Consider the following 19,824-nt stretch of genomic DNA (forward strand, 5'->3'; position numbering starts at 1 on the left):
ATCTGGAAGCTCTGGAAAATTCTTGCCCGCCTCAAGCGCAGCACACCGTCTGGCTCCAGAGATCGCTGTCTTCGACCGCCGGCAATTGAGGACCGTTATCATTTCACCTTAATTTGATGAAATGCTATCACTCGACATCTTGTGCGTGATATGCGAAATTTCAATTTAACACTTTATATTTTCAGTATAATTTCCTCCTCACCTCATGTCTGACGCCAGAGACTAACCCGGAGAAAAAATATGCAGGGAGAAGCGGAACCTTCTCAGATATGGTCCGTTAAGCCTGACATTAAAATCAACCGTCAGAGACATCATGAACAACCAGCATAATCATCGTGACGCAGGAGAGGATGGAACCGGGGGAATCCCGGCTGAGGCACACGGCACGATCAGCAGCAAGCTCCGGCAATTCTATGATTCCGTCCAGGAGGAGGGAATTCCGGACCGTTTCATGGACTTGCTTGAGCGTCTGGATGCCGCCGAACAAAATGCGGGGAAACAGTGCGACAGGAAGGACACTGCTCGATGACCCTTGAAAAGCAATCGGATGATCGCGGCTTCAAGAGAGATATGCTGGCTGCCCTGCCCAATCTACGTGCGTTTGCCGTGTCGCTGGCCGGACGGCATCACGTTGCGGACGATCTTGTCCAGGATACGATCATGAAAGCCTGGGCAAAGCAGGATCATTTCGAACCGGGCACCAATATGAAAGCCTGGTTGTTCACCATTCTGCGCAATGAATTCTATTCGCAAATGCGCAAGCGCGGCCGCGAGGTCTCGGACCCCGACGGCATTTTCACCTCACAGCTGGCTGTTCATCCTCAGCAATACGGTTCGCTGGACCTTCAGGACTTCAAAAAGGCGCTCGATCAACTGCCGAGCGACCAGCGCGAAGCCATTATTCTGGTGGGTGCCTCTGGTTTCGCCTATGAGGAAGCAGCGGAAATTTGCGGTTGCGCTGTTGGCACCATCAAGAGCCGGATCAATCGGGCGCGAAACCGCCTGCAGGAAATTCTTGGTGTGAGCGGTGAAGGCGATTTCGGACCCGACGCCCATGACGCTGCGGTAACGAAACGCGCATTTGCGGTATAATGACATCTTCCGGTCGGCGTGCGGGTCGCGCCGACCGGAAGATTTGCTTGTCATCTGTTTGGCCCCTGATCGGCGCCATTCCCCTCGATCTTTGTCTCTAAACCAGCACCCATCGGATCTCGATTGGCTGCCGCTTCGAATACCGCGGCCAGGAGCCTCTGCTCGTCAAACGGCTTTGTCAGGAGTGCAAAGCCAGGTTCTGGCTGGCTAAACCCCGGCACCTCGTCGAAGGAGGTCAGAAACACCACCCCGGCATGATGACTTCGAATAAGATCGAATCGCGTACGGTTCTGCTCCGGCATGATGGTCGCATCGATCAGCACCACATCATAGCGGGCTTCGCTCAATCTCAATGGCATATCGCGAGGGAGACAAACGGTGATTTTGCCGCCAGCCACTTCCGTCAGCACGACCTCGATCTCGATCGCGATCAAGGCCTGTTTTTCAGCAACGAGTACATGCAGCGGTTTTTCAGTCATTGATTAACCTTTTTGCTTAAAAGCCCTTATCGGTGCTGCCTCGCTGCGGGTCATTTAAAAAAGACATGTCACCCGTCCTCAATCAGGAACATTTGTTCCTCCTGATACTTTACTGAAAATAAAAGCAAATAAGGAGGCGGAATGCCAGAGGAACCGGCAAGGCATGGAGAACGGCTCAAGAATGGAATTCACACGGCCTGTCTGGTCTGCCCCATCCGCCTCAATGACCATTTCCGCGAATTCACACCCGGCGAGCTCGAATTCGTCCGCGCATTCCGAAAGGGTGAGTTTCATGCTGACGCGGGCACGACAATCCTTGTTGAAGGCAGCCATAGTGCTCATCTTTACACAACCCTGACAGGCTGGGGTTTTCGCTATAAAATCCTCGAGGATGGTCGCCGGCAAATTCTGAATTACGTGGTTCCCGGCGATATGATCGGCTTGCAGGGCGCGGTTTTCGATGAAATGGCCCATTCCGTCGAAGCACTGACGCCCATGCGGCTTTGCGTCTTTGAGCGAGAGCGGCTTTTTTCCCTTTTTGAAAAGCATCCAGGCCTTGGCTACGACCTGACCTGGATCGCGTCACGCGAAGAAAGCATGCTGGACGATCATCTGATCAGCATTGGCCGGCGCACCGCACTGGAGCGCGCTGCCTATCTGCTGGCTTTCCTGGATGATCGCGGCCGGGTGGCCGGGCTTATCGACGCGGAGAAACCCTATTTACCGATCACTCAGGTCCACGTTGCCGACACGCTCGGACTTTCGATCGTTCACACCAACAAAACATTGAAAAAGCTGACCGCCCGTGGCCTGATCCGCTGGCTGGACCGTGGGTGCGAAATCCTTGATAGCGCCGGTCTTCAGGCTGCTGCAAACTGGACGCCCGATGGCGTCATGCGCCGTCCTTTTATCTGACCGGTGATTTTTGTTCGAGATCAAACGATATAATATCATTCTTCGCTCATAACAAAGAAACCGAAGTCCGTCAGCTGGAGACCCGGCGGACTTCGGCTTCGCCCGCCTTGGGGGGCAAGGAACGGGCATCTTCTCCCGCGCCGAATGACGCAGGATAAGGCAGGTCTATTTTAATGCATGTATTTTATGCGACGATGACAATGCCGCTGACCAACGCGATGATGAAGATTACCAACACGATAAAGATCAGGATTTTCGCAATACCGGCAGAAGCCCCGGCCACACCTCGGAAGCCAAGAAGGCTGGCGACGGCGGCAATCAGCAGAAAAATCAAAATCCAGTGCAGCATGACAGGCTCCTTGAAATAATTATCGGCAGGAGAACGGCAAGCGACTGAAAATGTTCCGTCATTGGCAAGGGGCAACACCCGGCAGGGGCAATTTCCCATGGTCTTCGCAGGCAATAATCCGCCATGCTCCATGCCCGCTACTCGGGAAAACCGGGAGCCACTTTTCCCTGGCAAGCGCGAGAAACTGCCCGCTTCATTCTGAACCAGGCAGTCTCTCTGATCTTTTGTTTGAGCTTGCCTGATCGGGAAAACCGGGAGCCACTTTTCCCTGGCAAGCTCTGGGGAAAGCTCAGGGAAAATGCATCCTTGGCAAGATTATACTTGAAAACATCACTCAACTTTAATATCGACAAACAATTAAAGGCACTGCCCCGCCATGCGCGGGACATGCCGGCACCGGCAATGGATTTTGATCGGAAGGTTGTTTGATGGCGTATCGTCGCTCCTCTTCGCTCGCTCGCGTGAGCATGACCGTGGTTATTGGCTCGGGTCTGCTGATAACCGGCACGCTGATGAGTTCGTCCGCCGCCGTGGCCCAGCAAGGGGCGGCACCCGCTCAAACCACAAGCGAACCGGCCCCAGCCGTGCCTGCGCAAACACCGCCGCAAGAGACGCCTGCGTCACCTGCCAATTTGGCAGCTCCACCAGCCGATACCGCCACGCCAGCTCCGTCACCCACGCCCACAGAAGGCGTCGCAGTGGAGGCTCCCGCCGCAGTGCAGCGCTCCGACATTCCCCACGATCTTTCACCTGTTGGCATGTTCATGGCCGCCGACTGGGTGGTGAAGTCAGTGATGATTGCCCTTGGCCTTGCCTCCGTCGCAACCTGGACCATCCTGCTTGTCAAAACCCTTCAACTCTCCGGCTCAAAGGCGAGGCTGCGGCGCGGTCTGGCTGTGCTGCAGGAAGCGCGATCCCTCTCGCAGGCCGCGGGCGCATTGCAGAAGCGGCGCGGCACCGTGCCGGACATGCTACTGATCGCTGCACGCGAGTTGAAACTGTCAGAGCCTGCGCTCGATTATGCTGGCAATGACGGCGTCAAGGAACGGGTAAGCTCGGCTCTGTCGCGGATCGAATCGCGCGCCGGACGCCGTATGACCGCCGGAACCGGCATTCTTGCCACCATCGGCTCGATCGGCCCCTTTGTCGGTCTGTTCGGCACCGTCTGGGGCATCATGAATTCCTTCATTGGCATTTCGCAATCGCAGACCACCAATCTTGCCGTGGTCGCACCGGGTATTGCCGAGGCGCTGCTGGCCACCGCGATCGGTCTGGTTGCCGCCATTCCCGCCGTGGTGATCTATAACGTGTTTGCCCGCGCGGTGACCGGCTATCGCCAGCAATTGCTGGATGCGGCAACGGCGGTGGAGCGGCTGGTCAGCCGGGATCTCGATTTCCGCAAGGTGCCGGCCGATGTGCGTGCCGCCCGCCTCAAGGTGGTGACGGAGTAATCCGATGGCTGGAGGTATCCGCGAAAATTCCGGCGACGATCTGGTTGAAAACCACGAGATCAATGTCACGCCCTTCATCGATGTCATGCTGGTTTTGCTGATCATCTTCATGGTGGCGGCCCCGCTGGCGACTGTCGATGTCAATGTCGACCTCCCCGCCTCCAGCGCCGCACCGGCGAAACGGCCGGATGAACCGGTCTATCTGACCTTGAAACAGGATCTCAGCCTGGCGCTTGGCAATGACACGGTCAGCCGCGACAGGCTGCCGACCGTGCTGGAACAGGTCTCCAAGGGCAATAAAGACACGCGGATTTTCCTGCGCGCCGATAAGAATGTCGGCTACGGCGAATTCATGACGGTGATGAACCTGCTGCGCGACGCAGGCTATCTGAAGATCGCCCTGGTTGGGGTGGAAACATTGCCGCAGGCGACCAGCATTACGCCGCCCGCAGAGGATACCAACGGCCAATGAGCAGGCAAGCGGACCCGACAGGGCGGCGCAGTTCCGCCCTCGATTGGCTGCTCTGGTGTACAGCCGGAACCCTGGTGTTTGCCGCCCATGCCGGTGCCGTGGCGCTGATGCTGCAACAGCCGGAAGAGCCGTTGGCCGACGGTGCTCCGCCCGCTGCCATCATGATTGAGCTGGCTCCCGAACCGGTTGCTACCAAGGTCGAGGAAAACCAGATAACGCCCGATCAGCAGGATGCCGAAGAGGTAAAATCCGAGGCGGTGGAGAAGCCGCCACAGCCGGTCGAGCCGCCACCCGTGCCACAGCCACCCGAGGTGCAGCCACCGGAACCGACACCGCCTGAAAAAGTCGAGGAAACACCACCATCGCCACCCGACGTCGCGGAAGTGCAGCCCGAGCCACCACCGGAACCGGAGCCCAAACCGGTGGAAGAACCGACGGTCGAGGAACAGGTAACCAAGGAACTGGAAAATGTGGAAGTCCCGCTGCCAGTAACTCGCCCAGTGCAAAAGCCGGTGGAGACCGCAGACACGACACCGGTTAAAAAGAAGCAACCTAAAGCTGCCCCGCAACCCTTGGCCCAAAAAGCCCAGCGCGAGGCCAAGGCAGAGGTGACGCAATCGGACAGGACGGCGGCCTCCAACACCAGTTCCGGCCTGTTTTCATCGAGTGTCAGCCCGCAAAATTGGCAGGCACGGCTGGCTTCCTATCTTGAGCGACGCAAGCGCTATCCAAGCGAAGCCCGCGCCAACAAGGAGGAAGGCACCGCCTATGCCCGCTTCCAGATCGATGACAGCGGCAATGTTCTCTCGGTGTCGATTTCCCGATCTTCAGGGTTTGCAAATCTGGATCAGGCAACGGTCGATGCCATAAAACGTGCCTCGCCGGTGCCAGCACCTCCACCGGGTGTCAGCAAGACGATTACGGTGCCGTTCCGCTTCAATCTCAAATAACAACTGGAAAAAGGCATCTCCCGTCAGCCAAGCACGGGAGATGCGGAGTGTGTCGCGCAACGCAGACGCTCCGCTTCAGCCATCATCAATGGGCCGACACCCTTGATGTCGTCGTCATTCAACGCTTCGGAGAGGTAATAGGCGGGCGTGCCATCCCGATAGACGCCGCCAAATCCGCCCAGTCCGGCCACACAGCAAATCTGCTTCATCACCATCCGGCCAGAGACGTTGGGATCAAGCGCATGGCGGTGAAGACTTTCCAATGCCTCCGCCCCAATCTCCGGCTTTGCCCCCGCAATTCCGAGCCGGGCTGCCTTCAGAGAGGCATAGGCGAACATCGCCGTGGCAGAGCTTTCAGGATAATTGCCAGTAAGATCGGGCTGATCGATAACCTGCAACCAGCGGCCATCCGCCGCGCGCAAGTGTGAAAGCCGAGTGAGAAGTCCGCCAAGCTTTTCGGCCAGCGTCAACTTATCCGCTCCCTCTGGCACCAGGCCGTAGAGATCGACCATAGCCATCGCCAGCCAGCCGATCGCCCGTGCCCAATGGGCGGGCGACAGGCCGGTTTGCGGATCGGCCCAGGCTTGCAGCCGTTCCTCATCGTAGCCGTGGCGATAAAGCCCGCTCACACCATCCGAGGTCAGGTCGAGCGTGACCAGCAATTCCTCCAGCGCATCGCGGACCATCGTCTCCTGGCCAGCCAGCTTGCCGTATTCGGCCTTGAAGGCGAGGCCCATATAGAGCCCATCCAGCCAGACTTGATGGGGATAGCGCAGCTTATGCCAATAGGGACCGGCACCCAGGCGCGGATGGCTTTGCAATTGCCGGGCAAGCCGGTCCGCTGCAATCCGGTAACGATTGTCATCCGTCGTTTTCAGCAGGAAAATCAGCGCCCGGCCCGGCAGGATATTGTCGATATTATACTCGGTCAGCACGTAATCACGCATCTGGCCCTGATCATCCAGCTGGCCATCGACCAGCCGCTTCAGATGCGCCGACCATCTGGTATCACCGGTCGCCTCGTGAAGGGCGATCAGCCCAGCATAGAGACAACCGTCCTCATAGCACCAACTGCCGCCCTTATAAGACTGATAATCACGGGCATAGGCGTCGAAATAATCGACCAGATCGACAGTCATACGGCAGGCCTCCCAAGCGACACGGGCGCGGGTCCTCCAACCGTTGCCACAAGTGGCAAAGTCGTCCGGCTTGGCGCCATTGTCAATCGCATGTCGCCAGCCGGTAACTGTCAATTCAGGAGGTTATCGGCGCAGGATGACCCAGATCGCATGGATGATGCCGGGGATATAGCCGCACAATGTCAGCAAAATATTCAGCCAGAATTGCAGACCGATACCGACCTGGAGAAAAACGCCGACCGGGGGCAGAAGAATGGCAAACAGAATGCGCACGACGTCCATGATAGATCCTTTGTAAAACTTGACTCCATGCAGAAATGGGGATCGAGGCAAAAGGATCCATACCGCCGATCATGAAATTTTAGTCATCAACCGACGGAAACCTTGCTGCGCAGCACCATGCCATAGAGATCGCGGGGCTCATCGGGGTCGGCCAGCAGGTCCAATTCGGTGAAAAGCCCGGTTTCGGCCAGCTTGCTGCGCACATATCGCAGGGCCGAAAAATCCTCGATGGCAAAGCCGACCGAATCGAACAAGGTGATCTGGCGCGAATCGCTCCGTCCCTTGGCCGTGCCGGTCATGACCTGCCACAGTTCTGTGACGGGATGATCGGACGGCATTTGCTGGATCTCCCCCTCGATCCGGGTCTGAGGTGGATATTCAACGAAAATATCGGCGCGGTTGAGAATATCGCGGTGCAATTCAGTCTTGCCGGGGCAATCGCCGCCAACCGCGTTGATATGAACACCGGGGCCGACCATGTTATCGGTGAGAATGGTGGCGCATTGCTTGTCGGCGGTGACGGTGGTGATGATATCGGCGCCCTCGACCGCCTCCTGCGAGGAATGGCACAGCGTTATCGCCAATCCGCTTGCCTGAAGATTGCGCAGGCATTTGTCGCTGGCGCTACGATCGATATCATAGAGCCGAAGATGCGTCACGCCGCAGATCGCCTTGAAGGCCAGCGCCTGAAACTCGGCTTGCGCGCCATTGCCAATCACCGCCATGCAGCGGGCATCGGGCCGGGCCAGGTATTTGGCCGCCACAGCCGAGGTTGCCGCCGTACGCAATGCCGTCAAAATGGTCATTTCCGACAGCAGCATCGGATAGCCATTGCCGACATCCGACAACACACCGAAGGCCGTCACCGTCTGGCGGCCTTGCCGCATGTTCTTAGGATGGCCGTTGACATATTTGAAGCCGTAGAGCGTGCCGTCACTGGTCGGCATTAACTCAATCACCCCATCGCTGGAATGGGAGGCAATGCGTGGCGTCTTGTCAAACACCTCCCAGCGGCGAAAGTCCTCCTCGATCACTTCGGCAAGTTCGGTCAGGAAGGTCTCGACCCCGATCCGCAGCACCAGTTTCATCATATGATCGACGCTGACGAAGGGGACGATATTCAGATTGGCAATAGCACTCATCAAACGCTCCCGGCGTAATCGCGTGTGGGACGATCCATGACCTGCCGTCCCATCAGGCTTGCCGTCAGATCGGCCATCAGGATGGCGGTACGGCCCCGCTCGTCCAGGAAAGGGTTGAGTTCGACCAGATCGAGGCTGGAGACCAGGCCGCTGTCATGCAGCATTTCCATCACCAGATGCGCCTCGCGGAAGGTGGCGCCACCCGGCACCGTGGTGCCAACGGCGGGCGCAATCATCGGATCGAGAAAATCCACATCGAAGCTGACATGCAGCAAGCCATTCGCGGCCCGAACCTTGTCCAGAAAGGCCCGCAACAGCACGGCAACGCCATGCTCATCGATCATTCGCATGTCATGCACGGTGATACCGGTCCGGCGCAAAGCGGCCCGCTCGGCTGGATCGACGCTGCGAATGCCGATCATTGCCACATGAGTCGGATCGACCGCTTCGGCGAGTTCAGGAAAATAACCGGTAAAACCGGACTGACCGGTGAAATACGCGACCGGCGTACCATGCAGATTGCCGCTTTCCGTGGTCTCCAGCGTATGGAAATCGGTATGGGCATCCAGCCAGAGCACGAAAAGCGGTCGGCCTTGTTCCGCCGCCCGGCGCGCCAGTCCCGGCACCGTGCCAGCCGAAAGCGCGTGGTCACCACCCAGAAATATCGGCATACCGTCCGCACTTTCGCGGTAAGCGACCTCGGACAAGGTCTCGATCCAGGCAACGGTTTCGGGCAGGTGATGCACAGCCGGATTGGGATGACTGAGGGTTTTGAAGGCGGCAGGCGCGACATTGCCGAGATCGGTAACGCGATGGCCAAGATCTTCCAGCATCGGGCCGAGCCCGGCAATGCGCAGCGCACTCGGTCCCATTTCACAGCCCAGACGGCCCGCGCCGATCTGCAAGGGAACTCCGATCAATCTGCACTCCATGCGTCTCTCCTGTTGTTGTCACTATTCAACCATTTGAAACTGGCGATTTGAACGATATAGATTGGCAATAATGTCCATATGGCTTATCGTTATGGCAGTTTTATTGCTCAAAGTGAGAAGACCGTGGACGATCTCGATGAACGGCTGGTCACGCTTCTGCGCCATAACGGCCGGCGCAGCATTTCCGATCTGGCGCTGGAAACCGGCGCGTCGCGCGCAACGGTGCGGGCGCGGCTGGAACGGCTGGAGCGTGATGGCACCATTCTTGGCTATACCGTGATCCTGCGGGCCGATACGGTCGATCTGGGTGTACGCGGCATCATGATGATCGAAATCCAGGGGCATGTCACTGACAAGGTGATCCGCGCTCTGAGCGGTTTTCCCGAGATTTCCGCCGTACATTCCACCAATGGGCGCTGGGACCTGATCGTCGAGCTGGGCGCGGCGACCTTGACGGATTTCGACAGTGTCTTGCGACGTGTGCGACTGGTTCCCGGCATTACCAATAGCGAAACCAGCCTCATTCTCTCGACGCCGCGCTCAACCCGGGCAAGGCTGTCGAAGCCGTGAGCTGAAACCGTCTCTGTAAAAAACACGAAACGAAAAAGGCCGTGCAGGACGCCCCGCACGGCCTCATCTACCTCAAAACCTCATCCAGGGCATTTCACCCTTTGCAGCCGCAGGTCCGCCAGTGCGGCTACTACAATCAGAGGTTATTGCGGGTATATCACGCCTTTCTTAAGAATGACATTGGCATAAAGGCGGGGTTCGCCAGTTTGCACAACTGTATGGGCCGCCTTGACGCGGGGATAGAAATCCGGTCCCAGCAGCGGGACGACCGGCTGTTTTGGCTCATGGGCGGCGCAGCAGGCGATGATTTCGGCATGGACCGGGTCAAGTGCATCGCGATCCTTGCCGACGGTGGAGCGGAAAATCGCTTCCGGCACGAAATCATCGATGGGCAGAACCGAGAGAATGGCATCCAGCACAGGAATAAGCCCGAGCCCATCCAGCCGCACCAACCGCTTTGCATGTTCGAGACCCGGATAATTGCCATCGACAATGGCGATTTCATCGCCATGACCCATGGCCCGCAGGGTGGCCAACAATTCGGGACTAAGGATGGGGTTGAGGCCCTTCAGCATTTACAGTAACTCCTTGAACAACACATTCTGATCCAAAAGATAACGGGAAAACAGCGGCAGGCTGGCACCGCCAACCGACCGTGCCTGGTGGCCCACAGCGCCTTCGACGATCTCGGGCATCAATACGCCCTGGAGGTCGAGATCACGCGCTGCCTCCTGGATGGCCACGACCAGACGCTGGCGCACCCATTGCGGAAAACCGCCATCGATGACGGCGGCGGAAAAGTCGATGATCGATGCCGCCGCCACAATCGCCTGGGCCAGCGCTGCGGCGGTATCGCGGATCCAGATTTCCAGCGGCTCGCCATAGTCCACCCAGTCGCTCGGCGAATACCACAGGGACTGGCTGTCCTGTCCATAGTCGCGCAACAGGTTTTCCAACACGAAAATCGACGCGATCTTCAAAAGCTGAACGGTTTTGCCATCGCGCCTTTGCACCGGCAACGGCCCAACCGCGCCAGCCGTGCCGGTGCGCCCGGAAAACAGCGAGGAATTCAGCACGATGCCGCCGCCCACGAAGGAGCCGAGGAAGAAATAGACGAAATCCGGATAGTGCGGCCCGACCCCGAACACCAGTTCGGCAGCACAGGCGCTGGTCGCATCGTTCTGGATGAAGACCGGATAACCAATCCGGGCCGCGACATCGGCTTTCAGATCGGTATCGCGCCAGACATCCATTTCCTCTGATGGCGCGCCGGTCTCTTCCGCCCAGCTCCACAGTTCGAACGGGGCTGCGATACCCACACCGGCAATTCGGGCCCGCTCCGCGACGGAAAGCCTGCCCTCAATATCGGAAATGCCGCCGACGATGAAATCCAGCAAGAGGCCGGGCATCGGATAAGGATAGGTCCGACGCACCTCATGGCGGATCGTGCCGACGAAATCCATCAGCACCAGATTGGCGCTTCGTCTTCCGATCTTGACCCCAAACGAATAGACCGCATCCGGATTGAGCCGCATCGGCACCGAAGGCTGGCCGACGCGTCCGCGCACCGGCTCTCCGCGCACCAGCAGCTTTTCGCGCTCCAGCACCCGCATGATCACCGTCACCGTCTGGGCCGAGAGACCGCTGCGCCGGGCAATTTCCGCCTTGGACAGGCTGCCATGCCGGCGCACCAGCGACATGACCAGCCGCTCGTTATAGGCGCGCACGCCGACCTGATTGGCGCCGCCACTCGTCTCGAGGGCAGCGGGCGGCATCGCCAGACCCGCATTCATTCCCTCTGTCATCGATCATCCTCCCATCCCGCCCAACCCGGCCAGAGAGCCGCGTGCGACAAGAATTTCCAGGCCCCGAGCTCCGCCGGATCGGCATTTCGCCATCCTGGCCCGGCAACCAATTCTGCTGAGCATCCTGCTCCGTATCAACCCGGCACAGGCTCCTCCCGCCCTGCCAAGACCGCGCCAAGCATGCCACAGTGGATTAATAATTCAACTCGATTTATTTATTGACAGCGATTTGGAATAGTGTTTTCTTGAGGCAGGAAGCATGGGGGGCCAACACGGGAGAGGTGATGGACCATGCGAACCGGACGGCCCCTTGAGAGGGTGCGTTTATCTTTGTCCTTGGGAGGATCCATATGAAGACCAATTTGATCGGCGCCACGCTTGGCGCCCTGGCTCTTGGCGTTGTCTTTTCGACAGGCGCGCAGGCCGCTGACGTGTCAGCCTGCCTGATCACCAAAACCGATACCAATCCCTTCTTCGTCAAGATGAAGGAAGGCGCATCCGCCAAGGCCAAGGAACTGGGCGTTACGCTGAAGTCCTATGCCGGCAAGATCGACGGCGACAGCGAAAGCCAGGTTGCTGCGATCGAAACCTGCATTGCCGATGGCGCAAAGGGTATCCTGCTGACCGCCTCCGACACCAAGGGCATCGTGCCTGCCGTCAAGGAAGCCCGTGACGCCGGCCTTCTGGTTATTGCCCTCGACACGCCGCTCGACCCGGTCAATGCTGCGGATGCGACCTTCGCAACCGACAACCTGCTGGCTGGCAAGCTGATTGGTCAGTGGGCTGCTGCAACGCTCGGCGACAAGGCCAAGGACGCAAAGGTTGCTTTCCTCGACCTCACCCCTGCCCAGCCATCGGTGGACGTTATGCGCGACCAGGGCTTCATGATCGGCTTCGGCATTGATCCGAAGGACCCGAACAAGATTGGCGATGAAACTGATCCACGCATCGTGGGCCACGACATCACCAACGGCAACGAAGAAGGTGGCCGTACGGCCATGGAAAATCTTCTTCAGAAAAACCCGAACATCAACGTCGTTCACACCATCAACGAGCCTGCTGCTGCCGGTGCCTACGAAGCCCTCAAGGCCGTTGGCAAGCAGAAGGACGTGCTGATCGTATCGGTTGACGGCGGCTGCCCTGGCGTGAAAAACGTCAAGGAAGGCGTGATCGGCGCAACCTCGCAGCAATATCCGCTGATGATGGCTGCACTCGGCATCGAAGCAATCAAGAAGTTTGCTGACTCTGGCGAAAAGCCAAAGCCAACCGCTGGCAAGGACTTCTTTGATACGGGCGTTTCGCTCGTCACCGACAAGGCTGCCAAGGGCGTGCCTTCGATCGACGTTGCCGAAGGCCTGAAGAAGTGCTGGGGCTGATCTGCTCCAAAAAAATTCGCAGTAGAAGGGCGGCTCAGGCCGCCCTTCTGGTAAGCGGTTTCTGCAACCAAGGCTATCAGCAATAGCCCTTGGTTGAATAAGTAAATTCTACAATGCCGCAGGCGGCCGTCGGCAATTGGTGCCACGGTCCAGCCCGGCCCTCAAGCCTCAGAAGAGGTCCACGGGAGGAAAGCCGATGAGCGAGCCAAAAGCCGCCACCAAACCTCATCTTGAATACGAGAATGTGCTGTCGGGCAGTGCCACTGCGGTCGCGCAGTTCGATACCAACGACAAGACGCCATTGCAAAAGTTTCAGCACTTCCTGCATTCCAGCCCGGCTGCCGTGCCGTTGATCGTGCTGATTCTGTCACTGATCGCGTTCGGCGTCATTCTGGGCGGCAAGTTCTTTTCGCCCTTTGCCCTGACGCTGATTTTGCAGCAGGTTGCCATTACCGGCATTATCGGCGCAGCCCAGACCCTGATTATCCTCACCGCCGGGATTGACCTTTCGGTGGGGGCCATCATGGTCCTGTCTTCTGTCGTCATGGGGCAATTTGCCGTTCACTATGGCGTGCCTGGCCCGCTTGCCGTGCTGTGCGGCTTTGCCGTCGGCGGCGTTTGCGGCTTCATCAATGGCGTGCTGGTGGCCCGCGTCAAGCTGCCCCCCTTCATTGTCACACTCGGCATGTGGCAGATCGTGCTGGCAGCCAATTTCCTGTATTCCGGCAACGAGACCATCCGTTCGCAAGACCTGGGCACCAATGCGCCCATCCTGCAATATTTTGGCCAAAGCTTTAAATTGGGCGGTGCCGTCCTGACCTATGGTGTGATCGCACTCGCCCTTCTGGTTGCCGTGCTCTGGTATGTCTTGAACAACACCGCCTGGGGCCGCCATCTCTATGCAGTTGGCGACGATCCCGATGCAGCGGAATTGTCTGGCGTCAATGTCAAGCGCATGCTGATTTCCGTCTACACGCTTGCCGGCCTGATCTGTGCGCTGGGTGGCTGGGCGATGATTGGCCGTATCGGCTCGGTTTCGCCAACAGCTGGCCAGTTTGCCAATATCGAATCCATCACCGCAGTGGTGATTGGCGGCATGTCGCTGTTTGGTGGCCGTGGTTCCATCATGGGCATGCTGTTTGGTGCACTGATCGTCGGCGTGTTCCAGCTTGGCCTGCGTATGGCCGGCACCGACCCGCAATGGACCTATATGCTGATTGGCGTGCTGATCATTGCCGCCGTCGCAATTGACCAATGGATCAGAAAGGTAGCTGGCTAATGGCACAAGAACCCATTCTCACCGCCCGTGGCCTCGTCAAGCGTTATGGCCGTGTAACCGCCCTCGACAACGCCGATTTTGATCTGTACCCGGGTGAAATCCTTGCGGTCATTGGTGACAACGGTGCTGGTAAATCCTCGTTGATCAAGGCTATTTCCGGCGCCGTGACACCGGATGAAGGCGAGATCAAGCTCGAAGGCAAGACCATCAACTTCCGTTCGCCGATTGATGCCCGCAAGGCTGGCATTGAAACCGTGTATCAGAATCTGGCGCTGTCTCCGGCCCTCTCAATTGCCGACAACATGTTTCTGGGTCGCGAAATGCGCAAACCCGGCATCATGGGCAGCCTGTTTCGTGCTCTCGACAAGCCCGCCATGGACAAGTTTGCCCGTGAAAAATTGTCCGAGCTTGGCCTGATGACCATCCAGAACATCAACCAGGCCGTGGAAACCCTCTCGGGTGGCCAGCGGCAGGGTGTGGCCGTGGCACGCGCTGCGGCTTTCGGTTCCAAGGTGGTCATTCTGGATGAGCCAACCGCTGCTTTGGGCGTCAAGGAAAGCCGCCGCGTGCTGGAGCTGATCCAGGACGTGCGCTCGCGCGGCATGCCGATCGTTTTGATCTCGCACAATATGCCGCATGTGTTCGAAGTGGCCGACCGCATCCATATCCATCGGCTTGGCAAGCGCCTCTGCGTGATCAATCCGAAGGATTACACCATGTCGGATGCCGTGGCCTTCATGACGGGTGCGAAGGAAGCCCCAGCTGAAGCGATTGCCGCATGACGGTTTCCGTCTCCTCGCTGACAGATGATATAATCCGGCTGGCCCAAGAGGCCAGCCGTTTCATGATCGCCGTTGCCGGACCGCCAGGCGCGGGCAAGTCTACTCTTTCGGAAGCCTTGCGCGAGGCGCTGATTAAGCGCGGCGAAACCGCGGAAATCCTGCCGATGGACGGGTTTCACATGGACAATGGCATTCTGGAACAGCGCGGCCTGCTGAAGCGCAAGGGCGCACCGGAAACCTTCGACGTGCGTGGTTTTCTCGACATCGTCACGGCGGTAAAGGCTGGCGACGAGGAGGTTCTCGTACCGGTCTTTGACCGCGACCGCGAATTGGCGATTGCCTCGGCCCGGCCAATTGCGCCGGAAACCCGCTTTATTCTGGTCGAGGGCAATTACCTGCTTCTCGATCGCGCGCCCTGGACCCGCCTGCAAAGCTGCTTCGACCTGACGGTCTTCGTCGGCCCACCGCTGGAGGTGCTGGAACAGCGCCTGCGTGACCGTTGGGTTCATTACGGACTGGACGATGCCGCAATCGCCTGGAAATTGAATGGTAACGACTTGCCGAATGGCCGGTTGGTGATTGAAGCATCGCGGCCCGCTGATATCAGTGTTGATATCGTCGCCATCGCGTGAAACCGTATATTTCCTGGAAACAGGGTGGGATGCCTCTCGACTCCCACCAAAAATCTGCTTACAAAATAAGCACGCTTATTTTCCGCACAATATCATTGACAGCTGCCCCCTTCCTCGCTCTATTTGTATAGTCAAATGGCCGAGAAACGGCTGAGGGGAATTGCACCGGTACGAGAGATCGCCGGGTAGCGGGCAACTGGAGAGATTGTGATGCAGAAAAGACTGTTGCTGAAGGCGGCGCTTGGTGCTGCCCTGTTGTTTGGCGCAAGCGTGTCGGCCCATGCCGAAGATGCGCTGGCGAAGATCAAAGCCGCTGGCACATTGAAGGTCGGCACGGAAACCGCCTTTGCACCCTTTGACTTTATTGATGCTGGCGACCACGTTGGCCTCAACGTTGATCTCTTTGCCGAAATCGGCAAGGAACTTGGCGTGAAGATCGAGTGGATCGCCCTGCCATGGGACGGCGTTTTGCCCGGCCTTGAAGCTGGCAAGTTCGATATCGTGGCTGGCCCCGCCACCGTCACCAAAGCCCGCATGGAGCGCTACCGCTTTACCGCGCCGATTGCCGAAGCCACCGTTGCTATCCTGAAAAAAGCAGGCGACAAGACCATTACCAAGCCGGAAGATCTGGCGGGTAAATCGGTTGGTGTCGGCAAAGCAACAGCCCAGCTGGCGCAGTTGCAGGAGCTTTCCGCAACCCTGCCGAAGAAAATTGATGTACGTGAATATGTCTCCTTCAACGATGCCTATGCCGATATGGCCGCAGGCCGCGTGGTAGCCGTTGCCAATTCGCTGCCCAACATCGCTTTCGTGGCCAAGCAGCGCAATGGAGCCTTTGAAGTGGTGGTGCCACCCTTTGGCAAAAAGAGCTATTTCAGCTTTGTTGGCACCAAGGATGCAGACCATGCCAGCCTGATCGACGCCGTTGATGCTGCCATCATCAAGATGAAGGGCGATGGCCGCATGGCGAAATTGCAGGAAAAGTGGTTTGGCACCAAGTTTGATACGCCTGATAGCGTGAAAGACCCAGCGTTTTGAGGTGATCTATCCTGAGGCTGTGCTTTGGAACAACAGATAATCTCCTGATATGCTGCCTACCCCCCCTCTGCCTTGCCAGGCATCTCCCCCTCAAGGGGGGAGATCGACTCGCTCGAAGCGCCCAGTCTATCAGCCAGAACGGCATTTTGTGGCTGCGTCAGTTTAAGCAAGTCGTGGTGATCTAATCTCCCCCCTTGAGGGGGAGATGTCCGGCAGGACAGAGGGGGGTATCCCGAACGCTATCATTTATTGTAGTCCGCAACAGCGGAGACCGGAGAGCCATGTCATTCAAACTCTTCTTCCTGCTGGTCAAGGCTGCCGGATGGACGCTGGGCATCAGCGTGATTTCCATCACCATCGGCTTTGTGCTGGCCGTCATCCTCTCCGGTGCCATGCTGTCCGGCAAACGGCTGTATACAATGCCAACCGAGCTGTTCATCAGCTTCTTTCGCGGCGTGCCGCTGCTGGTGCAATTGCTGCTGATCTACAATCTTCTACCGTTTATTGGCATAAACGTGCCAAGCGTGGTGGCGGCCATTATTGGCTTGTCGCTCTGCACCGCCGCCTATCAGGCCGAAAATCTGCGGGGCGGGTTTGAAAGCGTGCCGAAAGGCTTGATCGAAGCTGCCGATATGGCGGGCTTCACAGCACGGCAAACGTTTCTGCGCATCAAACTGCCCATTGCACTTCGGCTGACCTTTCCAGCCCTGGTCAATGAAGCAATCATGATCCTCAAATCCTCCTCGCTGGTATCGGTGGTGGGCATTGTTGAGCTAACCCGCATGGCACAGGATCTAGCCGCTTCCACCTATCTTCCCATTGAGCTGTTTTCATCGGCTGCGCTGATTTATCTGATCATCTGCTGGAGCGTGGCGCTAGTGAGCGGAGTGGCGGAACGCGCGCTTCCGGGAGCCATCAAATGATTTTTGATCCCAAAGTCATTCTTGATCATCTGCCGGAGATTTTCAGCGGCACCATCACCACGCTGTGGATCTGGATTGTCGGCATGCTGCTGGGCGTGCTCGTGGGCTTTCTGGTGGCAACAGGCCGTCGCTACGGCGGCAAGTTGCTGGATATTCCGCTGGGGCTGATGGTGGAAGTGCTGCGCGGCACACCGTTTCTGATCCAGATTTTTCTGGTCTATTACGGCGGCCCCTATGTGGGCCTGTCGCTGGACCCGATTCCTTGCGGCTTGATTGGCCTCACCATCTATTCTGCCGCCTATTATTCCGAGATTTTCCGGGCTGGTTACAGCTCCGTTCCCCATGGCCATGTCGAGGCCGCAGAATGCCTCGGCTTGAGCCGCTTGCAAACCATCCGCCGCATTCTCCTGCCAGAAATGGCGCTGATCGTGCTGCCGCCTTGCGTCAATCTCGCCATCATTCTTCTGAAAGAATCGGCGGTGCTATCGATCATCACCGTTCCCGAACTCACCGCCACCGTCAGCGCCATAGGGTCTGCGCAATATGCCTTTCTGGAGGCGATTTTCGTGTTGGCGGTGATTTACTGGGTCATTGTGGAGGCCACCGCCTGGGCGGCCCGCAAGGCTGAATATCGTTTGAGCAGATTGAGGTTTTCCGCGCCATGACGCTTCCCGCCATTTCCGTCTCCAAACTCGTCAAGCGCTTTGGCACCAACACCGTGTTGAATGACATCAACCTCGATATCCCCGAGGGCAAAGTCTCCTGCCTGATCGGCCCTTCCGGCTCGGGCAAAAGCACACTGCTCCGCTGCATGGCGTTTCTGGAAGAGGCCAGCGAAGGCATGATCACCGTCAGCGGCGAAGCGCTCGGCTATTTTGAGCGACCAGATGGCCAGCGCGAACGCCTGCCCGCCGCCCAAATCCGCAGCGTGCGCTCGCACATCGGCATGGTGTTTCAGCAATTCAATCTCTGGCCGCATATGACCGCCCTTGGCAATGTGTCTGAAGCGTTGAAAACCGTGCATAAAATACCCAAACGCGAAGCTGAAGATCGCGCCATGGTGCAGCTGAAAAAGGTGGGGCTGGAGAACCGCGCAGGTCATTATCCCTCCCAGCTTTCTGGCGGGCAACAACAGCGCGTGGCCATTGCCCGCGCCTTGGCCTTGCAGCCCAAAATCATGCTGTTTGATGAGCCAACCTCGGCGCTCGACCCGGAATTGACCGGGGAAGTGCTGACCGTGATGCGCGACTTGGCAGCTGAAGGCATGACCATGGTGGTGGTAAGCCACGAGATTGGCTTTGCCGCCACGGTGGGCCAGCAGATCAGCTTTCTCGATCACGGCAAACTGCTGTTTACGGGCGCGCCATCCGATGTTTTTGCCAAGCCGCGCCATCCGAGATTGGAGCAGTTCCTTGACACCTATCTGGATCGCGGCGCATCGATGCTGGCATGATGACAGACGACACCGACACACCCAGCAAATCCCTGCACCAGCGCATTCTGGATGATATTGAAAGCAATATCCTCTCAGGCCGATGGCCGCCGGGCCATAAAATCCCCTCCGAACAGGTACTGACCGAGGAATATGCCTGCTCGCGCATGACCGTGAACAAGGTGCTGACCCAGCTTGCCCGCGCAGGCCTTGTGCTGCGCAAGCGCAAGACCGGCAGCATTGTGATGCCGCAGAATTCGCAAAGCGCCATTCTGGAGATTTACGACATCAAGGATGAGGTCAATTCACTCGAAAAGACCTATCATCATGGCATTTTATCGCGGGTCATTCGCAACCCCACCAAGGCGGAGTCGGAGAACCTTTCCCTCAGCCCGCGTCGCAAACTGCTGGCCATCACCTGCCTGCACTATGCCAATGACAAACCTTTTTGTCTGGAAGAGCGTATTATCAATCTCGGCGTGGTGCCGCAGGCGCTCGATGCCGATTTTGCCGATCTGGCCCCCGGCCCGTGGCTTTTGGACCATATTCCATGGAACGCCGCCGAACACCGCATTGCCGCCGAAGCCGCCAATGATGATGCAGCGAAAATCTTGAATATTGCTGCCAACACCCCGGTTCTGGTGGTGGAACGCCAGACATGGCGGCTGGATGAGACGGTAACGCAAGTGCGCCTGACCTATCCCGGTGCCAGCCATGCCGTTACCGCTCGCTTCACCCCATCCCAACGCATTATGACCCCAGCCTGATCAGAAAAGAAGAGATC

General features: G+C 57.9%; 25 protein-coding genes. 17 read left to right on the forward strand and 8 right to left on the reverse strand.

The window, feature by feature from the left end:
* Positions 1-313 precede the first annotated feature (313 nt).
* Together FS819_RS13840 and FS819_RS13845 are read left to right on the forward strand one after the other, a co-directional pair.
* On the forward strand, positions 314-529 hold the full coding sequence (locus FS819_RS13840) for a NepR family anti-sigma factor (RefSeq protein WP_070167055.1): 216 nt from the start codon (positions 314-316) through the stop codon (positions 527-529).
* Positions 526-1,092 carry an RNA polymerase sigma factor gene (locus tag FS819_RS13845; protein WP_012654255.1) on the forward strand — a complete coding sequence of 189 codons (567 nt, stop codon included), beginning with the start codon at positions 526-528 and terminating at the stop codon, positions 1,090-1,092. The genes FS819_RS13840 and FS819_RS13845 overlap by 4 nt, the downstream gene beginning before the upstream one ends.
* A gap of 50 nt (positions 1,093-1,142) precedes the next feature.
* On the opposite strand, the gene FS819_RS13850 is transcribed toward FS819_RS13845, so the two are convergent.
* The gene (locus tag FS819_RS13850; RefSeq protein WP_156551493.1) at positions 1,143-1,571 is read right to left on the reverse strand and encodes a response regulator; all 429 of its coding nucleotides are present in this window, start codon (positions 1,569-1,571) and stop codon (positions 1,143-1,145) included.
* 141 nt (positions 1,572-1,712) lie between these two features.
* Between FS819_RS13850 and FS819_RS13855 the strand changes: the two genes are divergently transcribed.
* A complete protein-coding gene (locus FS819_RS13855; protein ID WP_012654253.1) occupies positions 1,713-2,486 on the forward strand; it encodes a Crp/Fnr family transcriptional regulator in 774 nt (257 codons plus the stop codon).
* Between the two features lie 184 nt (positions 2,487-2,670).
* Here the strand turns inward: FS819_RS13855 and FS819_RS13860 are convergent, their stop codons facing one another.
* Positions 2,671-2,835: a DUF1328 domain-containing protein gene (locus tag FS819_RS13860; RefSeq protein WP_041698999.1), complete on the reverse strand. Its 165-nt coding sequence runs from the start codon at positions 2,833-2,835 to the stop codon at positions 2,671-2,673.
* Between the two features lie 123 nt (positions 2,836-2,958).
* On the opposite strand from FS819_RS13860, the gene FS819_RS13865 reads away from it, so the two are divergent.
* The 4 genes from FS819_RS13865 to FS819_RS13880 are packed head-to-tail and all read left to right on the forward strand — an operon-like array spanning position 2,959 to position 5,708.
* On the forward strand, positions 2,959-3,264 hold the full coding sequence (locus FS819_RS13865; RefSeq protein ID WP_156551494.1) for a hypothetical protein: 306 nt from the start codon (positions 2,959-2,961) through the stop codon (positions 3,262-3,264).
* A complete protein-coding gene (gene exbB / locus FS819_RS13870; RefSeq protein WP_156551495.1) occupies positions 3,264-4,286 on the forward strand; it encodes a tonB-system energizer ExbB in 1,023 nt (340 codons plus the stop codon). Before FS819_RS13865 ends, exbB begins: the two co-directional genes overlap by 1 nt.
* A 4-nt stretch (positions 4,287-4,290) precedes the next feature.
* On the forward strand, positions 4,291-4,758 hold the full coding sequence (gene exbD / locus FS819_RS13875) for a TonB system transport protein ExbD (protein ID WP_156551496.1): 468 nt from the start codon (positions 4,291-4,293) through the stop codon (positions 4,756-4,758).
* A complete protein-coding gene (locus tag FS819_RS13880; RefSeq protein WP_156551497.1) occupies positions 4,755-5,708 on the forward strand; it encodes an energy transducer TonB in 954 nt (317 codons plus the stop codon). Before exbD ends, FS819_RS13880 begins: the two co-directional genes overlap by 4 nt.
* Before the next feature lie 23 nt (positions 5,709-5,731).
* Here FS819_RS13880 and FS819_RS13885 read toward each other — a convergent pair whose 3' ends face one another.
* From FS819_RS13885 to rocF, 4 genes are all read right to left on the reverse strand, one after another.
* Entirely contained in the window at positions 5,732-6,847 is a 1,116-nt protein-coding gene (locus tag FS819_RS13885) for a glycoside hydrolase family 88/105 protein (protein ID WP_156551498.1), read from the reverse strand.
* A 123-nt stretch (positions 6,848-6,970) separates the two neighbouring features.
* Positions 6,971-7,129, reverse strand: a complete 159-nt coding sequence (locus tag FS819_RS13890; protein ID WP_012654247.1) for a YqaE/Pmp3 family membrane protein — start codon at positions 7,127-7,129, stop codon at positions 6,971-6,973.
* 86 nt (positions 7,130-7,215) lie between these two features.
* Positions 7,216-8,271 (reverse strand): ornithine cyclodeaminase, encoded by a 1,056-nt coding sequence (gene ocd / locus FS819_RS13895; RefSeq protein WP_156551499.1) that lies wholly within the window; start codon positions 8,269-8,271, stop codon positions 7,216-7,218.
* The gene (gene rocF, locus FS819_RS13900; RefSeq protein WP_156551500.1) at positions 8,271-9,203 is read right to left on the reverse strand and encodes an arginase; all 933 of its coding nucleotides are present in this window, start codon (positions 9,201-9,203) and stop codon (positions 8,271-8,273) included. The genes ocd and rocF overlap by 1 nt, the downstream gene beginning before the upstream one ends.
* 123 nt (positions 9,204-9,326) lie before the next feature.
* On the opposite strand from rocF, the gene FS819_RS13905 reads away from it, so the two are divergent.
* Positions 9,327-9,773: an Lrp/AsnC family transcriptional regulator gene (locus FS819_RS13905; protein WP_180574399.1), complete on the forward strand. Its 447-nt coding sequence runs from the start codon at positions 9,327-9,329 to the stop codon at positions 9,771-9,773.
* A 143-nt stretch (positions 9,774-9,916) separates the two neighbouring features.
* Here the strand turns inward: FS819_RS13905 and FS819_RS13910 are convergent, their stop codons facing one another.
* Entirely contained in the window at positions 9,917-10,348 is a 432-nt protein-coding gene (locus tag FS819_RS13910; RefSeq protein WP_070167064.1) for an RbsD/FucU family protein, read from the reverse strand.
* Complete coding sequence (locus FS819_RS13915) at positions 10,349-11,578, reverse strand: ROK family transcriptional regulator (protein ID WP_071206039.1); 1,230 nt, start codon at positions 11,576-11,578, stop codon at positions 10,349-10,351.
* Between the two features lie 350 nt (positions 11,579-11,928).
* On the opposite strand from FS819_RS13915, the gene FS819_RS13920 reads away from it, so the two are divergent.
* The 9 genes from FS819_RS13920 (at position 11,929) to hutC (ending at position 19,807) form a co-directional block, all read left to right on the forward strand.
* Positions 11,929-12,954, forward strand: coding sequence for a sugar ABC transporter substrate-binding protein (locus tag FS819_RS13920; protein WP_156551502.1), 1,026 nt, complete (start codon positions 11,929-11,931; stop codon positions 12,952-12,954).
* Between the two features lie 196 nt (positions 12,955-13,150).
* A complete protein-coding gene (locus FS819_RS13925; protein ID WP_156551503.1) occupies positions 13,151-14,233 on the forward strand; it encodes an ABC transporter permease in 1,083 nt (360 codons plus the stop codon).
* Positions 14,233-15,015, forward strand: coding sequence for an ATP-binding cassette domain-containing protein (locus FS819_RS13930; protein ID WP_041698633.1), 783 nt, complete (start codon positions 14,233-14,235; stop codon positions 15,013-15,015). Before FS819_RS13925 ends, FS819_RS13930 begins: the two co-directional genes overlap by 1 nt.
* The gene (locus FS819_RS13935) at positions 15,012-15,647 is read left to right on the forward strand and encodes a nucleoside triphosphate hydrolase (RefSeq protein ID WP_156551504.1); all 636 of its coding nucleotides are present in this window, start codon (positions 15,012-15,014) and stop codon (positions 15,645-15,647) included. Before FS819_RS13930 ends, FS819_RS13935 begins: the two co-directional genes overlap by 4 nt.
* Before the next feature lie 210 nt (positions 15,648-15,857).
* On the forward strand, positions 15,858-16,685 hold the full coding sequence (locus tag FS819_RS13940) for a transporter substrate-binding domain-containing protein (RefSeq protein ID WP_156551505.1): 828 nt from the start codon (positions 15,858-15,860) through the stop codon (positions 16,683-16,685).
* A 281-nt stretch (positions 16,686-16,966) separates the two neighbouring features.
* On the forward strand, positions 16,967-17,608 hold the full coding sequence (locus tag FS819_RS13945) for an amino acid ABC transporter permease (protein WP_156551506.1): 642 nt from the start codon (positions 16,967-16,969) through the stop codon (positions 17,606-17,608).
* Positions 17,605-18,273 (forward strand): amino acid ABC transporter permease, encoded by a 669-nt coding sequence (locus FS819_RS13950; protein ID WP_156551507.1) that lies wholly within the window; start codon positions 17,605-17,607, stop codon positions 18,271-18,273. The genes FS819_RS13945 and FS819_RS13950 overlap by 4 nt, the downstream gene beginning before the upstream one ends.
* The gene (locus FS819_RS13955; protein ID WP_156551508.1) at positions 18,270-19,061 is read left to right on the forward strand and encodes an amino acid ABC transporter ATP-binding protein; all 792 of its coding nucleotides are present in this window, start codon (positions 18,270-18,272) and stop codon (positions 19,059-19,061) included. Before FS819_RS13950 ends, FS819_RS13955 begins: the two co-directional genes overlap by 4 nt.
* Positions 19,058-19,807 (forward strand): histidine utilization transcriptional repressor HutC, encoded by a 750-nt coding sequence (gene hutC / locus FS819_RS13960; protein WP_156551509.1) that lies wholly within the window; start codon positions 19,058-19,060, stop codon positions 19,805-19,807. Before FS819_RS13955 ends, hutC begins: the two co-directional genes overlap by 4 nt.
* Positions 19,808-19,824: the final 17 nt, after the last annotated feature.

This window comes from Allorhizobium sp. Av2, from assembly GCF_021462805.2.
Lineage (GTDB): Bacteria > Pseudomonadota > Alphaproteobacteria > Rhizobiales > Rhizobiaceae > Allorhizobium > Allorhizobium vitis_G.

Coding starts and splice junctions, on each gene's coding strand:
- FS819_RS13840 (WP_070167055.1), top strand. CDS start 314: ATGAACAACCAGCATAATCATCGTGACGCAGGAGAGGATGGAACCGGG.
- FS819_RS13845 (WP_012654255.1), top strand. CDS start 526: ATGACCCTTGAAAAGCAATCGGATGATCGCGGCTTCAAGAGAGATATG.
- FS819_RS13850 (WP_156551493.1), bottom strand. CDS start 1,571: ATGACTGAAAAACCGCTGCATGTACTCGTTGCTGAAAAACAGGCCTTG.
- FS819_RS13855 (WP_012654253.1), top strand. CDS start 1,713: ATGCCAGAGGAACCGGCAAGGCATGGAGAACGGCTCAAGAATGGAATT.
- FS819_RS13860 (WP_041698999.1), bottom strand. CDS start 2,835: ATGCTGCACTGGATTTTGATTTTTCTGCTGATTGCCGCCGTCGCCAGC.
- FS819_RS13865 (WP_156551494.1), top strand. CDS start 2,959: ATGCTCCATGCCCGCTACTCGGGAAAACCGGGAGCCACTTTTCCCTGG.
- exbB (WP_156551495.1), top strand. CDS start 3,264: ATGGCGTATCGTCGCTCCTCTTCGCTCGCTCGCGTGAGCATGACCGTG.
- exbD (WP_156551496.1), top strand. CDS start 4,291: ATGGCTGGAGGTATCCGCGAAAATTCCGGCGACGATCTGGTTGAAAAC.
- FS819_RS13880 (WP_156551497.1), top strand. CDS start 4,755: ATGAGCAGGCAAGCGGACCCGACAGGGCGGCGCAGTTCCGCCCTCGAT.
- FS819_RS13885 (WP_156551498.1), bottom strand. CDS start 6,847: ATGACTGTCGATCTGGTCGATTATTTCGACGCCTATGCCCGTGATTAT.
- FS819_RS13890 (WP_012654247.1), bottom strand. CDS start 7,129: ATGGACGTCGTGCGCATTCTGTTTGCCATTCTTCTGCCCCCGGTCGGC.
- ocd (WP_156551499.1), bottom strand. CDS start 8,271: ATGAGTGCTATTGCCAATCTGAATATCGTCCCCTTCGTCAGCGTCGAT.
- rocF (WP_156551500.1), bottom strand. CDS start 9,203: ATGGAGTGCAGATTGATCGGAGTTCCCTTGCAGATCGGCGCGGGCCGT.
- FS819_RS13910 (WP_070167064.1), bottom strand. CDS start 10,348: ATGCTGAAGGGCCTCAACCCCATCCTTAGTCCCGAATTGTTGGCCACC.
- FS819_RS13915 (WP_071206039.1), bottom strand. CDS start 11,578: ATGACAGAGGGAATGAATGCGGGTCTGGCGATGCCGCCCGCTGCCCTC.
- FS819_RS13920 (WP_156551502.1), top strand. CDS start 11,929: ATGAAGACCAATTTGATCGGCGCCACGCTTGGCGCCCTGGCTCTTGGC.
- FS819_RS13925 (WP_156551503.1), top strand. CDS start 13,151: ATGAGCGAGCCAAAAGCCGCCACCAAACCTCATCTTGAATACGAGAAT.
- FS819_RS13930 (WP_041698633.1), top strand. CDS start 14,233: ATGGCACAAGAACCCATTCTCACCGCCCGTGGCCTCGTCAAGCGTTAT.
- FS819_RS13935 (WP_156551504.1), top strand. CDS start 15,012: ATGACGGTTTCCGTCTCCTCGCTGACAGATGATATAATCCGGCTGGCC.
- FS819_RS13940 (WP_156551505.1), top strand. CDS start 15,858: ATGCAGAAAAGACTGTTGCTGAAGGCGGCGCTTGGTGCTGCCCTGTTG.
- FS819_RS13945 (WP_156551506.1), top strand. CDS start 16,967: ATGTCATTCAAACTCTTCTTCCTGCTGGTCAAGGCTGCCGGATGGACG.
- FS819_RS13950 (WP_156551507.1), top strand. CDS start 17,605: ATGATTTTTGATCCCAAAGTCATTCTTGATCATCTGCCGGAGATTTTC.
- FS819_RS13955 (WP_156551508.1), top strand. CDS start 18,270: ATGACGCTTCCCGCCATTTCCGTCTCCAAACTCGTCAAGCGCTTTGGC.
- hutC (WP_156551509.1), top strand. CDS start 19,058: ATGATGACAGACGACACCGACACACCCAGCAAATCCCTGCACCAGCGC.